Raw genomic sequence first — 15223 nt, forward strand, 5'->3', positions numbered from 1 at the left:
TTTAATTATATCTCTGTTCAACCCGAAACGTCGCACGTGGACATTACTTGCAACAGAGGGCTTCAATCAATGATCAAAATGTCTGAATCAGGATTTGAATTGTTCGATCACTTCCCGGTAATACTCCTCGTAGATCGGTAATATTAATCCCAGGTCAAATTCATGCGCACGTTTCAATGCTCCTTCTTTGAACTCAGCCAAGCGCTTATCATCCTTTAGGATATAGATCGAATGCTCGGCCATTGCATCGATATCTCCTACATTATCCATAAAACCAGTTACGCCATTTATATTTAACTCCGGCAAACCGCCGGCATTTGATGTAATGACAGGAACTTTGCAAGCCATAGCCTCTAAGGCGGCCAGCCCAAAGCTCTCTGACTCGGAAGGCATGATAAACAGGTCTGACACCGAAAGTATTTCTTCCACCGCATCCTGTTTTCCTAAAAACCGTACGTTCTCAGAAATCTCAAGATCGCGGCATAATTGTTCACAATACACGCGGTCGGGTCCGTCGCCCACCATTAACAGCTTCGAGGGGATCTCCTTTTGAATCTTCTCGAAGATATGTATCACATCCTGAGTACGTTTTACCTTTCTGAAGTTGGAGGTATGGATAATGATACGTTCATTATTAGGCGCTATGGCAATTTTAAAGTGATCTTTGGCCTTGAGGCTGAACCGGCTCATATCAATGAAGTTCGGAATCACTTTAATGTCCTTGCAAATATCAAAATGCTTGTAGGTATCGTCTTTAAGGTCCTCGGAAACTGCTGTTACGCCGTCAGACTGGTTGATTGAGAAAGTTACTACAGGCTTATACGTAGGATCTTTTCCCACTAAAGTGATATCGGTTCCATGCAGGGTTGTTACAACCGGCACATGAATGCCATAAGTGGCAAGTATCTGCTTAGCCATAAAAGCTGCCGAGGCATGCGGAATAGCATAATGAACATGCAGCAGGTCCAATTTTTCAAACCTTACCACATCGACCAGCTTGCTCGCAAGGGCCAGTTCATATGGCGGATAATCAAACAGTGGATAATTAGAAACGGAAACCTCGTGATAAAACAGGTTAGCAGAGAAAAAATCCAACCGCGCAGGCTGCCGGTAGGTAATGAAATGCACCTGGTGGCCATTATCTGCCAATGCCTTACCTAGCTCCGTAGCTACAACCCCGCTACCTCCAAAAGTGGGATAACATACAATTCCAATTTTCATTGATGCAAAGTAAATTGAATAAAAGGAGATAAGTGTTAATATTATGTAAGAATGCTGTATGTGAGCAAAGAATTAACACACATCAGAATTAATCAGGCATCTTCCTACCGGGAATAAACATTCTCTCCGTTTACAAAGGTCTTTAAAACCTTCACATCGAATAAGCTGCTGCCATCCGCGTGCATGATATCCTGCTCAAGGATGACAAAATCTGCGAACTTGCCCTTTTCAATACTGCCCTTTTCCTTCTCCTCAAAGTTTCCTTTGGCCGCCCATATCGTCATTCCGCGTATTGCCTCCTCGCGACTCAGGGCGTTCTCAACCTGATAACCTTCCGCAGGATACCCCTTCATATCTTTCCTTACTACTGCGGCATAAAATGTATACATGGGGTTAATGTTCTCGACAGGAAAATCGGTTCCAAGAACGATCCAGCCGTTCTGGTCCAGCAGCTGTTTAAAAGCATAAGCTCCTTTTACGCGCTCAGGACCAAGCCGCTCGCCAGCCCAGTACATATCAGACGTGGCATGAGTGCTCTGCACAGATGGTATTACGTTATTCTCGCCAAACAGCCTGAAATCTGCCTTGTTAATTACCTGCGCGTGCTCTATCCTCCATCTCTGGTCGTTTTTACCCTTAAGTACCTTTGCATACACATTCAGTATTTCCCGGTTTGCCGAGTCGCCTATAGCATGGGTATTCATTTGGAATCCTTTACTGGCCAGCTGCTGAGCAAGCTCGGTATAATGCTGCTTATCCCTTAACAGAAAACCTGAAGACGAGGGCTTGTCGCTATAGGGCTCCAACAAGCAAGCACCTCTTGATCCCAGCGCACCATCTGCAAATACTTTGAAAGATCTTACGTTCAGCCTGTCAGTCTTGACAGCGCCCCGTTTGAACAAATAATCAATATTGGCTTTATTGTCAGACAGCATCCCGTACACCCGCATTTTAAGCTTACCATCCTTTTGCATCTGTTCCAGGGTTCCCACAAGCTGGTGGCCTATTCCGCAGTCCGTCACGGTTGTCAGCCCTACCGCAAAGCAATTCTTCTGAGCATCCAAAAGCGCTTTTTCGATTTGCTCCTTCCCCGAATCAGGAATTTTGGAATATACCAGGCGTTCGGCATTATCAACTAAAATACCTGTAAGCTTACCATCAATAGTTTCTACTTCACCGCCGCTAACTACCTGGCCCGGCTTTACGCCAGCCAGGTCAAGAGCCGCCTTATTTGCAATTGAAGCGTGCCCGTCTACGCGCGACAACATTACCGGCCGGTCCGGAAACAACTCATTGAGTTTTTGGTTATCAGGAAAATCCTTTACTTCCCAGTCATTCTGGTCCCAGCCATTCCCAACTATCCATCCCTGGCTATTTTCTTTTGAGAAGGCCAGCAGCCTGCCTAATATTTCCTCCCAGCTTTTAGTGCCGGTCAAATCCACGTTTTGCAGACCCTCGCCGTAGGAATAAAAATGCGAATGTCCATCAATAAATCCCGGGTAAACAGCCTTACCGCCGGCATCGATCTTCTCTCCCGAGTATTTCCCAAGCAAATCGGCGGAAGTTCCTACTTCGAGGATCTTCCCGTCCTTCACAGCGAACGCCTCAGCGACAGAGAATTTTTCGTCGACAGTGTAAACTTTTGCGTTGTGGACTATAAGATCGGCCTTTTGCTGGCTGTTACAAGCGTATAAGAAATAAACACTTAATAGCAGAAGATAATTTCTCATGAAAATTGGGATTGAAACCGTAAATATAACTATCCCGACGAGAAAAGATTAAAACACCTTATCTTTAGACTCTGAAATCAGCCGGTCAGATCGTTTGAAGACCCTTCAGTATCGGCATGGCTGACCAGAAGATAATAACCATAAAATCAAAGAGGAATAATTTGTCTGATATAATACAGCTCTTACCTGATTCTGTTGCCAATCAAATTGCAGCGGGAGAGGTAGTGCAAAGACCCGCATCGGCTCTTAAGGAACTGATTGAAAATGCTGTTGATTCAGGTGCAGATAAGATTCAGGTCATCGTAAAAGATGCTGGTAAATCTCTAATCCAGGTAATTGACAACGGCTGCGGCATGAGCATTACCGATGCACGTATGTGTTTTGAGCGGCACGCTACTTCGAAGATCCGTAAGGCAGAAGATCTCTTTGCCATCCGCACGATGGGTTTCAGGGGAGAGGCAATGGCTTCAATAGCAGCTATTGCGCAGGTGGAATTAAAAACCCGCCGGCATGAAGACGAGCTTGGCACCTGCGTCCGGATCGAGGGTTCTGAGGTTTTAAGCCAGGAGCCGGTTTCTTCGACGCCGGGAACAAGTATCAGCGTTAAGAATCTCTTTTACAATACACCCGCCCGGAGAAACTTCCTAAAGGGCAACCCCGTCGAAATGCGTCATATTAACGACGAATTCCAGCGGGTGGCACTAGCTAACCCCCAAATATTCTTCACCCTGCATCATGACAACAACGAAGTTTACCACCTGCCGCCGGGAAGTTTAAAACAGCGGATTATCCACCTTTTCGGCAATGCTTACAACCAAAAGTTGGTTCCGGTAGAAGAGGCTACAAGCATCATTGAGCTTAAGGGTTATATAGGCAAGCCTGAATTTGCGAAGAAAACCAGAGGCGAACAGTTTTTCTTTGTTAACAACCGTTATATCCGTGATCCCTATCTTAATCACGCCGTGTTAAACGCTTACGAAGAAGTGCTTGCACCGGATAGTTATCCGCTGTATGTTTTGTTTATCGATATCGATCCGTCTAACATCGACATCAATGTGCATCCCACAAAAACTGAAATAAAGTATCTGGATGAAAAGGCGATGTACGCGATTATCCGCTCGGCCGTAAAACGGTCGCTTGGTAAATACAATATAAGCCCTACTTTAGACTTTAACCAGGAAACTGGCTTCAGCCAGATGATAACGCCCAAAGCACAGGAAGATATAGTGCCACCACAAATAAGCTTTAACCCCAACTTTAATCCCTTCAGCCCCGCAAGGAACGAACGTAAGATCCCGTTCCTGAGAAGTACCGGGGAAGAAAGACAAAGTGTCGCAAAAAACTGGGGCTCACTTTACGAGATCGTCCAACCCGAATCCAGGCAGGAGAAATTCAACTTACCCGGACACCGTGATGTAGAAATTGAAAATCAAAGCCTGCAGTCGTCAGGAAAACAGATCTTTCAACTGCACAATCGTTTTATCATCTCGCAAATCAAATCGGGGTTTATGCTTATTGACCAGCAGGCGGCTCACGAGAGAATCCTTTACGAGCGCTTCGCCCAGCAGCTTGAAAGCAGGCAGGGGGCAAGCCAGCAGAGCCTGTTCCCGCAAACCGTTACGCTGAATGGCTCTGATCTCGAACTGGTTAAAGATCTCCTGCCTGATATACAGTCTCTCGGATTCCAGATCAGGGAGTTTGGTAAAAACACCGTAATCATCGAGGGCATTCCTGCTGATATCGGACCCAACATCAGCGAAGTGGAAATGCTTGAACATCTTATTGAAGGCTTTAAAAATAATCAAAGTGCCCTGAAATTAAATAAAAGGGACAGTCTGGCACGCGCATTGGCACGTAATACAGCAATAAAAGCAGGGACAGCGCTCTCGGGCGAAGAAATGAATATTCTTATTGACGAGCTTTTTGCGTGCGAAACACCTAATACATCGTTGAGCGGAAAGCCGGTAATAAGCACCTTTACGATAGAAGAACTAACACAACGATTTGAAAAATAGCACTGAACTGCATTATGAATCCACTTGCTAATATCCCCCCTGTAGTCAAGAACCTGCTTATCATCAATGTCATATTTTATATCGCCATGATGATGTTTGGCGCGCAGGAAATGACGAATCTGCTTGGGGTACACTACTTTGACAGTCCTGATTTCCGGATCTGGCAGGTGGTAACCTATATGTTTATGCATAGCCACCAGTCGCTATTCCATATTATGTTTAACATGTTCGCCTTATATTCTTTCGGAACCACCCTGGAGTATGTAATGGGCTCCAAACGATTCCTTAACTTTTACCTGCTGACGGGGCTGGGCGCTCTTGCTCTACAGATGATGGTTCAGGGACTCGAAGTGTACAGCGTAACGGGAAGCTTTACCCACAATGGCCTGCTCGTGATCGACAAAGTTACAGGCGCCATGTCATACAACCCGCAGGTGCTCAATCCCGACCAGGTAGCAAAGCTGGGCGGCGTGTATGCTTCGACGATGGTTGGTGCATCAGGTGCAGTTTTTGGGTTATTAATAGCATTCGTTGTATTGTTCCCGAATGTAGAACTGATGATTATGTTTATTCCGGTCCCCATTAAGGCTAAATACATCATTCCTGCGTATATACTTTTAGAACTATTCTTAGGTGTAAAACAAGCAGAGGGAGACTCCGTAGCCCACTTTGCACATTTGGGCGGAGCTTTATTTGGGTTTATCTTAGTAAAACTATGGGGCCTCCGCCGCAACGACCGTTTCTATGAATAAATCTCTTTTCAGCGAATTATATTACAAGGTATTCCAATCAGGAAACCCGCTCTTCCTGTTTATTGGGATAAACGTAATCGTATTTGTAGCCATTAACCTTTTAGCTGCGGGTGAATTTCTGACAGGCGGCAGCGGTGCGGGCGCCGACTGGCTGACCTCCATGCTTTCTATGCCTGCCTATTATGAATTACTTCCATATAGGTTCTGGACTATCCTTTCTTACATGTTCACCCAGAGAGGCTTCTTCCATCTGCTGTTTAACATGCTGTGGCTTTATTGGCTGGGTTTAATTTTCCTTGACTTTCTAAACAAGCGTCAATTCATTTTCACCTACCTGGCCGGAGGAATTATGGGTGCAGTACTATATTTACTGGCATTCAATCTCCTCCCCGTATTTAGGGGAACCGTTGAAAACTCAATCCTGCTTGGCTCTTCTGCAAGTGTAATGGCCGTTGTCGTGGCTACCGCTACCCTTGTCCCGAATTTCACCATCCGCCTTCTGTTTCTTGGCAATGTAAAATTAAAATACCTGGCCTTAGCGTATTTCGTTCTTGATCTGATTGGTATCGGCTCCGAACCAGGGGGCAGTCTCACTCACATTGGTGGTGCCTTACTAGGTTTTATGTATATTCAGCTGTTAAACCGCGGAACTGATCTCAGTAATATGTTTAAACGAAAGAGCCGGCTCCAGGTGTTAAAGAATAAGAGATCTGGCCCGACCCAGTCAGCACTTCCTGACCAGGAGGTCATCGACAGGATACTCGATAAAATTTCACAATCAGGATACGACAGCCTGACAAAAGAAGAGAAGGAACAGCTATTTAAAGCCAGCAAAAAATAATGCGCAGAAAAAAAAAGAGAGCAGGTTTACATCTTTTCAACAAGCTCGTACTTGTTGCAAATGTGCTGGCTGTGATCTCCCTGCTCCTGGCGTATGCAGCATCGTACATCAACCCCAATACATTTTGGATCCCTGCCTTTTTCGGGCTGGCCTACCCGGCTATATTGTTGGTTAACGCACTTTTTATTGTTTACTGGCTGATAAGCTTCCCAAGGTATGCTCTTCTCTCCACAATAACTGTCCTCGCTGGCTGGAATGTTCTGACTGCCTATATCGGCTTCCGGGAAAGTTCGGGGATTATGGTCCCAAAATCTTCTGAAAGCTTTATAAGAGTCCTCACCTATAATGTTCATAATTTCAAACAGTTTGGCGACAAAAACGACAAATTTACGAAAGACCAGATTCTTGACATCATCAGAAAGGAACAACCCGATGTGCTGTGCTTTCAGGAGTTCTTTTCACGGCAGCGGGGAGAATATAACTTCCGTAAACTGGTACCGGAAATACTAAACAGCAATTATTATTATTTTAAGCCTACAACGGACAACGGGTACGAAGCAACGGGTACGGCAATATTTTCTAAATATCCTATTATTAATACCGGCAAGGTTCTGTTTGCCAGGACGATGAACTGGAATGAAGCGGTGTATGCCGATATCAAAATTCGGGGAAAAGTATTCCGGGTTTACAACGTGCATTTCCAATCAATCAGTTTTCAACCGGAAGATTATCAGTACTTAAAGAAGGTCACGAAGGAAATTGATACAGATGTGGAATCATCACGCAAGATCGGCAGCCGGCTGAAGAAGGCATTTGAAAAGCGTGCCAATCAGGTAAACATACTACGCACACATGCTTTGGACAGTTGTAAAACACCATATCTTATAGCTGGCGATTTCAACGATACACCGGTGTCCTATACGGTAAAAACAATTTCGAAAGATCTTCAGAACAGCTTCAGTGAAAAAGGCAGTGGTTTTGGGATAACCTACAATGGAGAATTTCCCAATTTCCAGATTGATTATATCCTTGCATCACCCGAATTTACTGTCAAAAACTATCTGATCGTGAAAAAGAAATTATCCGATCATTACCCTGTCAGGACTGATCTTGAATTAAAATAAGCGCCTGAAATCCTGAAAATCGATTTCCAATATTTATGTTTGCAGCATGGATAGCAACCTGGTCATTTATAATACCCTTACAAGAACAAAGGAAAAGTTTGAACCTGTTAATCCGCCCCTGGTCGGATTGTATGTGTGCGGCCCGACGGTATATAGCGATGTACATTTAGGTAATTGCCGGACTTTTGTTTCATTCGACCTGATATACCGCTATCTGCTTCATTTGGGTTATAAAGTACGATATGTCCGCAACATTACCGATGCCGGCCACCTGGAGGGTGATATGGACGAGGGTGATGATAAATTCGCAAAAAAAGCTAAGCTTGAGCAGCTTGAACCAATGGAAATAGTTCAGAAATATACCATTGGCTTCCATGACGTCATGCGGCTTTTCAATGCTCTTCCTCCCGGGATTGAGCCCACGGCCACCGGTCATATCATTGAACAGATAGAGATGATCAAACAGATCATTGCCAACGGATATGCTTACGAGGTTGAAGGAACAGTTTATTTTGACGTGGAAAAATATTGCCGCGAATATAACTATACCATATTGACAAACAGGCAGCTCGACGACCTCCTGGAAAACACCAGGGAGCTTGGAGGCCAGAATGAAAAACGTGGCCGGCTTGATTTCGCGCTCTGGTTAAAAGCAAAGCCGGAACATATTATGAGATGGCCCTCTCCATGGGGCGTAGGCTTTCCTGGATGGCATATTGAGTGTTCTGCGATGAGCAGCAAATATCTCGGCGATAGTTTCGATATACATGGCGGGGGGATGGATCTCGCGGCAACGCACCATACTAACGAGATAGCGCAGTCTCAGGCCTGCAACCAGGTTCAGCCAGCAAAATATTGGATGCACACTAACATGCTGACGGTAAACGGCGCCCGGATGTCCAAGTCGAAAGGAAACGGCTTTCTGCCTGGTGAGCTTTTCACCGGAAATCATGAATTGTTAAGCCGGGGCTTTTCTCCTATGTCTGTCCGGTTCTTTATGCTGCAGGCACATTACAGAAGCACGCTCGACTTTTCAAATGAAGCGCTCGAAGCATCCGACAAAGGATTCAAACGCCTGATGAACGCTTACGGCCTGCTTGAGAAATTAATAGCTTCCCCGGTTTCACAAATGAATATCGATGATCTTTCACGCCGCTGCTACGATGCAATGAACGATGATTTCAACAGCCCTGTTCTTATAGCCGAGCTTTTCGAGGCGGTACATCTGATTAACAGCATTTATGACGGTAAATTGTCGGCAACCCAGTCAGACATAGACAACCTGAAAAAACTTATGGACAGCTTCGTTCTGGATGTGCTGGGATTAAAAGAAGAAACCACGCAGACTGACGACCTGGCCAAGCTTATGGATTTCATTATTGGCCTGCGAAGTGAAGCAAAATTCAATAAGGACTACGCGACCTCTGATAAAATCCGAATAGGACTCAACTCCTTAGGAATACAGTTGAAGGATAATAAAGAAAATGTAACAACCTGGAACCGGGTTTAATTGAAAGATCAAAACTGATTCGGATGGTTTCAGTTTTCAGTTTTTAAGATTTTATACTGTCATAATAAAGCATCAGTTTCGCAAGATCTGAGTCGTCCTTTAAATTGAGTTTATTATCCTGGATATATTTTTCAAGCTGAGCTGAGTTTCCTAATACTGAAAGAATAGCCTTTTTGTCTTTTTTGACCTTGACTAACGCGCCGTTGACCTGCAAATAATAGACGGGGGTTTCGACAATAGATTTTACCACGGTAGACGAATTGTATGCACGATGCTCCACAATATTCTTTTTCGGATCCCTGAGAAGGATAGTACCGCCGTCATAAAGTACTTCGTAAAAAGACGTTTCGGAATTTGCCTCTCCCGTTTTGTAACCATTTCTGAAGAGACGGGGCGTCTTATTTTTATCAGCAAAACTGAACTCACTCACACGATCGGCAAAGCCCATAGTTTTACCATCCCTGCTCTTAAAGATAAGTTCTCCGCTAACCTGGTCAAATTTTAGCGACATGTCCTTGATCGTGGAGCCATTAGCCATTTTCACCACGCCGACAGCCCAGTCCTCATTTAAGAAAGGACTGCCTTTTATATCTACATATTGCTTTTCCAGGACAGCTTTTGCCCTGAAATCTTCTGAATACTGTGCTTTTACAAGATGTATATTTGCAGCAAACAGGATAGAATAGATAATCAATAAATACAGATATTTTTTCATAGCAAACGGGCTTTTAGAGCAGGAAGACTTAAATATAACTCTCTCATAGCTCTAACACAAAAAACACCTGTAATATTATGGCACTATTCATGTCGAACAAAATAAACCTTATATCTAAAAATGAGATTGTTCATAATTCTAATCACTCTGATATCAACAGTAAACAAATTTAGTTTCTCTCAAACAAGTGACGGCAAGGTCAGTTCCCTGGTAGCCGCCGAGAACTATTTCGCTGCCACGGCTAAAGAAAACGGGCTTCGGGATGCTTTTCTCAGGGTATCTGATGAGGAAACCCTTGTATTCAGGCCTAATGCAGTAAAAGCTCAGGAATTCTATGACAAGAAACAACTTGACCCCGGCGAATTGATTTGGGAACCATCGTATGCCAGGATATCCCGGAGTGGCGACTGGGGCTTTACAACCGGACCCTACGTCTATATCCCCAGCGATGACACTGCGGCAAGATCGCACGGACAATACTTTTCGGTGTGGAAGGCAAATAAACGCGGTGTCTGGAAACTGGCGTTAGACATTGGTACTCCGCATCCTCAGCCCACTACTGAACCCAGCCTCAATTTTATCGATCCTAAAAACTCTAAGTTCTTCAGACAGATCTCTGCCACCCGCTTGAAGCAGCGGGAAGATATGATCCTTACCACCGACAAATTGTTCGCCAGTACATTGACCAAAAGTACGGCAATCGGGTATGATACCTTTCTGGCTAACGATGCGCGACTTATATTCCCGGGTACAGAGCCTATTATAGGCAAAGAAAATATACAAAGATTCATCAATCAGCAAGGTCTTAATATTTTCACTGAGGCGGTGCATGCTGATCGCTCGATTGGCAGCGATTTCGCGTATACGTATGGTACGGCCCAGATCACCCGGGATAATAAGATCACCAAATACAACTACGTAAGGTTGTGGGAATCCCAGGAAGGATTTAAATGGAATGTAGTTGTAGAACTATTCTCGCCGGCGGAATGAGATGTACGTGATACGTAATACGTGATACGTTTTACGTTGTAGGTTTCTTACGCAACGTCTAAAGAGTTTTTTGTAAATTAGAGCTAATTAAATATTTTATCCGCATTGCACGTATAACGTACAACGTAAAACATAAAACATAAAACTCCTATGAGTCCGGAAAACTATCGCAATCTCCTCGAAGCAGTAAATGGCTTAAAAAGCAGGGGTTATACCTACGATTTCAATTATGAAAATGCCTGCCTGTTTTGCGACAAAATAAGTGAGAAATATAGCGCAAGCGATCTGAAAATAACCGAATATTATCGCTTTGAGGGCATGAGTGACCCGGAAGATAATTCAGTGATCTATGCTATTGAAAGCAAAGATGGTCATAAGGGAATTTTGATTGATGCCTACGGAGCTTACGCGGATGAACACAAAAATGCGTTTATCGCCGACATCGAAGTAGTAGAAAATTAAAGGAGGTTGCTAATAAGCTTTTCAGTGCTTAGTCCTTCAGCCTCAGCTTTATAGTTCCTTACTATCCTGTGCCTTAAAATGGATTCGGCGACCGCCTGAACATCCTCTATATCCGGAGAGTATTTACCGGTAATTGCAGCATGACACTTGGCCCCCAATACGAGGAACTGTGATGCCCTGGGGCCAGCGCCCCAGCTTAAAAACTTATTTACTTCGTCAGTAGCAGTAGCTGTACCCGGCCGTGTTTTAGCTGCCAGCGATACTGCGTACTGCAGCACGTGATCGGTAATCGGAATATTTCTTATGAGCTGCTGAAAAGCACTGATCTCCGAAGCGTTCAGTATTTTTTTAAGATCTAAGGTACGGTTAGCCGTGGTATTCTTAACCACCTGCAGCTCCTGCTCAAATGAAGGGTACGTTAATAAGACATTAAACATAAACCGGTCAAGCTGCGCTTCGGGTAAAGGGTAGGTTCCCTCCTGTTCAATAGGGTTTTGCGTGGCCAGTACAAAGAAAGGCTGGGGCAGCTTATGAGTCTTTCCACCAACAGTAACAATTTTCTCCTGCATAGCCTCCAGTAATGCGGCCTGCGTTTTAGGCGGCGTACGATTGATCTCGTCGGCAAGAATAATATTCGAGAATACGGGGCCCTTAATAAATTTGAAGGTACGGTCCTCTCCAAGTATCTCCGACCCGATGATATCCGAGGGCATAAGATCAGGCGTGAACTGGATACGGTTATAGCTCAGGTCAAGTACAGCCGCTACGGTTTGAACCAGTAGCGTTTTGGCCAGGCCTGGCACACCCACCAGCAAACAATGACCATTGCTGAATATCGAAATAAGGACAGACTTAACAACTTCGTCCTGGCCAACGATTACCTTGGCTATCTCTTCCCTTATTTGCTTATAGGAATCATTCAGGGCATCTACGGCTTCTACATCAGTTGCGTAAGTCTTCATTCGGTCAGTTCTGAGCTGTTGTCCAGTTGGCTAAACCGGAGCAGGTTTGAAATTCTGAATCTATCTTAATATACGTGATCTTTCTGCGTTTCTCAAACCACTCGCTTATTGTACGATTTGTTTTGTCTTCAAAAGCTACCTCTTTGATCTTAGGAAAATCCTGCTCAAGGCTAGCCTGATGAGGCCCTGTCTTGGACTTTAACAACAGAAAACGATAACCCTGCTTTCCATCTGCGCCGGTAAATAACGCAGGCTCTGAAATTGATCCGGCCTTCATGGTATCGACCGTCAGGAAGATAGAAGGATCCAGTTTATCTGTTGGTATAAATGTTGTACGGCTCTGAACATTTTCAGCATTAAGCATCATTCCGCCATTGTATTTCGTATCGTTATTGTCAGAATATAAAGACGCGGCAGTAGCGAAGTCAAGGGTTTTGTTAACTACTTTCTTATAAACACTGTCTATATGTGCTTTTGCTCTTTCTAAGCTTGCAGGTACAGGCTCGGTCTTGATCAGGATGTGACGTACATTGACCTGCTCGCCGCGCCTTTCTACTAGCTGAAGAACATGGAAGCCGAATTCGGTTTCAATGACCTGGGAGAGCTCTCCGGGTTTAAGCTTGAAAGCTGTCGCTGCAAACTCCTTTACCAGGCTTCCTCTATCCATAAAACCGAGGTCGCCACCCTCGCGGGCAGATCCGGGATCCTGAGAGTAAAGACGTGCCAGTGTGGCAAAATCTTCACCGCCCTTCACCCTCAGTCGCAACGCTTCAGCTCTATCGCGAAACGGTTCTTTTTCCTGCTTATTCATTTTCGGATAAACAACCACTTCCCCTATTTCCACCTCAGTATTAAAAAAAGGAAGGCTATCCTTAGGTATGGCATCAAAATAACGCTTAACTTCCAGTGGCGTTACCGAAACATTTTCTGTGATTTTTGCCTGCATTTTATTTGCAATAAGCATTTCCTTGATATCCGGCCGTATTTCATCCTTATATTGAATGAGGGACCGGTTTAGAAATTGCTCCAGACGTTCTTGTCCGCCTGCACGGGCAATACTACTGCGAAGACGACGGTCGATCTCATTATCAATATCATCTTCAGTAACAGCTATTGAGTCAATGATCGCCTGCTGTCCAAGAATCTTCTGTGATATCAGTCCCTGCAGGATCTGGCACTTAACATCTGGATTATCAGGGTTTCCCTGCGATAAATATTGAGCATACTGCATATCTATCTCAGATTGCAGGATAATAGAACTCCCGATAACCGCAACAACTTTATCGAGTGATTTGTTCTTGTTCTGCAAGCCTGGTTGCGCCATAACCTGCGCGAGGGTAATAAATAATAATCCAACTAATATCCCTGGGGTCTTTCTCATTTCTTGTATTCTCATTCTCTTAAAGCAGACTTATCCTGCGTTTTATTACTATTAGATCCATGGAAAAATAATAGCCAGCCTATAGGGCCGGCTCATGGATCAATCCTGCAAAATTATCAGATAATATTCATTAATCAATGATTTAAAAAAATAGGTTCTCTTTTCACTGATTTACCTCATAATTAACGACTAAACCCGTTGAGCTGATATCTCACTGTAAATATCCTGCATCGCTGTTCAAATAGTGACTGGAATTGTTTACTATTTGAAAACAACCGAATATTTAACAGCTTTTACTGAATTGCCCCTAAGGTAGTCTTTTCAAAAATAAGCGCTCTCCATTTAACTATTTTTAACAGATGCTTTCTTATGTTTGCATGGCCGCAAACCTATTTGAAACATGGAGAAACTGATCACTCATAATCGCAACGCCTTAAGGCTTCTGATGACTGAGGATCTCTATATTATTGATAAGGATGCCCCGCAATCTACCGTGCAGGCTACATCGGGACCAGAACAGATTCTCCCGGAAGTAAAAATGGAAGAATCGAAGCAAATAAGCTTCAGTTACCTGGGAGAGAATAACCGGTATTTTCTGATACTTGTCGACGATGCATCCCACCCTGAACTTAATACTGCTCATAAAGAAATGTTAATGAAGATCATGGCAGCAAAGAAGCTTGAAATGAGGGATCTCGCTATTGTTAACCTGGCTAAATACCAGGGAGTGAGCTTCGACGAGTTGAAAGCCTTTTTTAGCTGCAACAGGCTGACCTTATTCGGAATTGCCCCACAAGTGATAGGGCTGCCGGCAATAGCTGCAAACGAAACGGTGAACCATCTTGGAACAAAGGTACTGGCAACGTTTAGCCTCGGCGAAATGAGCAGCAACACAGATAAGAAAAGGGAATTCTGGAATGTAATGAAAGAATTTTGATGGAACTGGTCTTTGCAAGCAATAACAGGCATAAAGTGGATGAGGTACAGTCCATAGCCGGTGATAAATTCCTTATCCGGAGCCTTGATGAGATCGGCTGTTATGATGAAATACCGGAAACAGGCAATACGTTCGAAGCCAACGCCGGGCAGAAGAGCCGGTTTATTTACGAACGGTACAACCTGGCCTGTTTTGCCGATGACTCCGGATTGGAAATAGATGCGCTCAACGGTGAACCCGGAGTTGACTCTGCCCACTATTCCGGAAGCAGGGATTTCGGGAACAACATCGCGCTCGTCCTTGAAAAGCTCGGAAATAATAGCGAACGCAGAGCGAGGTTCCGGACAGTGATCTCGCTAATAATAGACGGCACCGAGCATCTTTTTGAAGGTTCAATAGAAGGAAGGATAACGGAAACTATCTCTGGTACCAGGGGCTTTGGATATGATCCGATTTTTATTCCATCCGGGTATGATATTACTTTCGCTGAGATGGATGCCGCCGAGAAAAACCGGATCAGCCACCGGGCAATCGCAGTTCACAAAATGATCGGCTTTCTCAGAACCTTATAATACGGCTCTGC

General features: G+C 44.3%; 14 protein-coding genes. 9 read left to right on the plus strand and 5 right to left on the minus strand.

The features are described from left to right. Window positions 1-87 precede the first annotated feature (87 nt). Window positions 88-1221, minus strand: a complete 1134-nt coding sequence (gene bshA / locus P2W76_RS00700) for an N-acetyl-alpha-D-glucosaminyl L-malate synthase BshA (RefSeq protein WP_276345517.1) — start codon at window positions 1219-1221, stop codon at window positions 88-90. 104 nt (window positions 1222-1325) lie between these two features. Then, complete coding sequence (locus P2W76_RS00705; protein ID WP_276345518.1) at window positions 1326-2951, minus strand: amidohydrolase; 1626 nt, start codon at window positions 2949-2951, stop codon at window positions 1326-1328. A gap of 161 nt (window positions 2952-3112) precedes the next feature. On the opposite strand from P2W76_RS00705, the gene mutL reads away from it, so the two are divergent. The 5 genes from mutL to cysS are packed head-to-tail and all read left to right on the plus strand — an operon-like array spanning window position 3113 to window position 9193. Continuing rightward, complete coding sequence (mutL, locus tag P2W76_RS00710) at window positions 3113-4966, plus strand: DNA mismatch repair endonuclease MutL (RefSeq protein ID WP_276345519.1); 1854 nt, start codon at window positions 3113-3115, stop codon at window positions 4964-4966. 14 nt (window positions 4967-4980) lie between these two features. Then, window positions 4981-5718: a rhomboid family intramembrane serine protease gene (locus tag P2W76_RS00715; protein WP_276345520.1), complete on the plus strand. Its 738-nt coding sequence runs from the start codon at window positions 4981-4983 to the stop codon at window positions 5716-5718. Further along, window positions 5711-6559: a rhomboid family intramembrane serine protease gene (locus tag P2W76_RS00720; protein WP_276345521.1), complete on the plus strand. Its 849-nt coding sequence runs from the start codon at window positions 5711-5713 to the stop codon at window positions 6557-6559. The genes P2W76_RS00715 and P2W76_RS00720 overlap by 8 nt, the downstream gene beginning before the upstream one ends. Then, complete coding sequence (locus tag P2W76_RS00725) at window positions 6559-7683, plus strand: endonuclease/exonuclease/phosphatase family protein (RefSeq protein WP_276345522.1); 1125 nt, start codon at window positions 6559-6561, stop codon at window positions 7681-7683. The genes P2W76_RS00720 and P2W76_RS00725 overlap by 1 nt, the downstream gene beginning before the upstream one ends. A gap of 46 nt (window positions 7684-7729) precedes the next feature. After that, window positions 7730-9193: a cysteine--tRNA ligase gene (gene cysS / locus P2W76_RS00730; protein WP_276345523.1), complete on the plus strand. Its 1464-nt coding sequence runs from the start codon at window positions 7730-7732 to the stop codon at window positions 9191-9193. 43 nt (window positions 9194-9236) lie between these two features. Here cysS and P2W76_RS00735 read toward each other — a convergent pair whose 3' ends face one another. After that, complete coding sequence (locus P2W76_RS00735) at window positions 9237-9908, minus strand: hypothetical protein (RefSeq protein WP_276345524.1); 672 nt, start codon at window positions 9906-9908, stop codon at window positions 9237-9239. A 120-nt stretch (window positions 9909-10028) separates the two neighbouring features. On the opposite strand from P2W76_RS00735, the gene P2W76_RS00740 reads away from it, so the two are divergent. Continuing rightward, on the plus strand, window positions 10029-10898 hold the full coding sequence (locus tag P2W76_RS00740) for a hypothetical protein (protein ID WP_276345525.1): 870 nt from the start codon (window positions 10029-10031) through the stop codon (window positions 10896-10898). 150 nt (window positions 10899-11048) lie between these two features. Continuing rightward, window positions 11049-11360, plus strand: a complete 312-nt coding sequence (locus tag P2W76_RS00745) for a phosphoribosylpyrophosphate synthetase (RefSeq protein ID WP_276345526.1) — start codon at window positions 11049-11051, stop codon at window positions 11358-11360. Here P2W76_RS00745 and P2W76_RS00750 read toward each other — a convergent pair. Further along, the gene (locus P2W76_RS00750) at window positions 11357-12322 is read right to left on the minus strand and encodes a MoxR family ATPase (RefSeq protein WP_276345527.1); all 966 of its coding nucleotides are present in this window, start codon (window positions 12320-12322) and stop codon (window positions 11357-11359) included. The genes P2W76_RS00745 and P2W76_RS00750 overlap by 4 nt on opposite strands. 4 nt (window positions 12323-12326) lie before the next feature. Beyond that, window positions 12327-13703 (minus strand): peptidylprolyl isomerase, encoded by a 1377-nt coding sequence (locus P2W76_RS00755; protein ID WP_276345528.1) that lies wholly within the window; start codon window positions 13701-13703, stop codon window positions 12327-12329. A 400-nt stretch (window positions 13704-14103) separates the two neighbouring features. Between P2W76_RS00755 and P2W76_RS00760 the strand changes: the two genes are divergently transcribed. Continuing rightward, window positions 14104-14640, plus strand: coding sequence for a hypothetical protein (locus P2W76_RS00760; protein ID WP_276345529.1), 537 nt, complete (start codon window positions 14104-14106; stop codon window positions 14638-14640). After that, window positions 14637-15212, plus strand: a complete 576-nt coding sequence (gene rdgB / locus P2W76_RS00765; RefSeq protein ID WP_276345530.1) for an RdgB/HAM1 family non-canonical purine NTP pyrophosphatase — start codon at window positions 14637-14639, stop codon at window positions 15210-15212. Before P2W76_RS00760 ends, rdgB begins: the two co-directional genes overlap by 4 nt. Window positions 15213-15223 lie beyond the last annotated feature (11 nt).

Source organism: Daejeonella sp. JGW-45 (assembly GCF_029360805.1).
Lineage (GTDB): Bacteria > Bacteroidota > Bacteroidia > Sphingobacteriales > Sphingobacteriaceae > Daejeonella.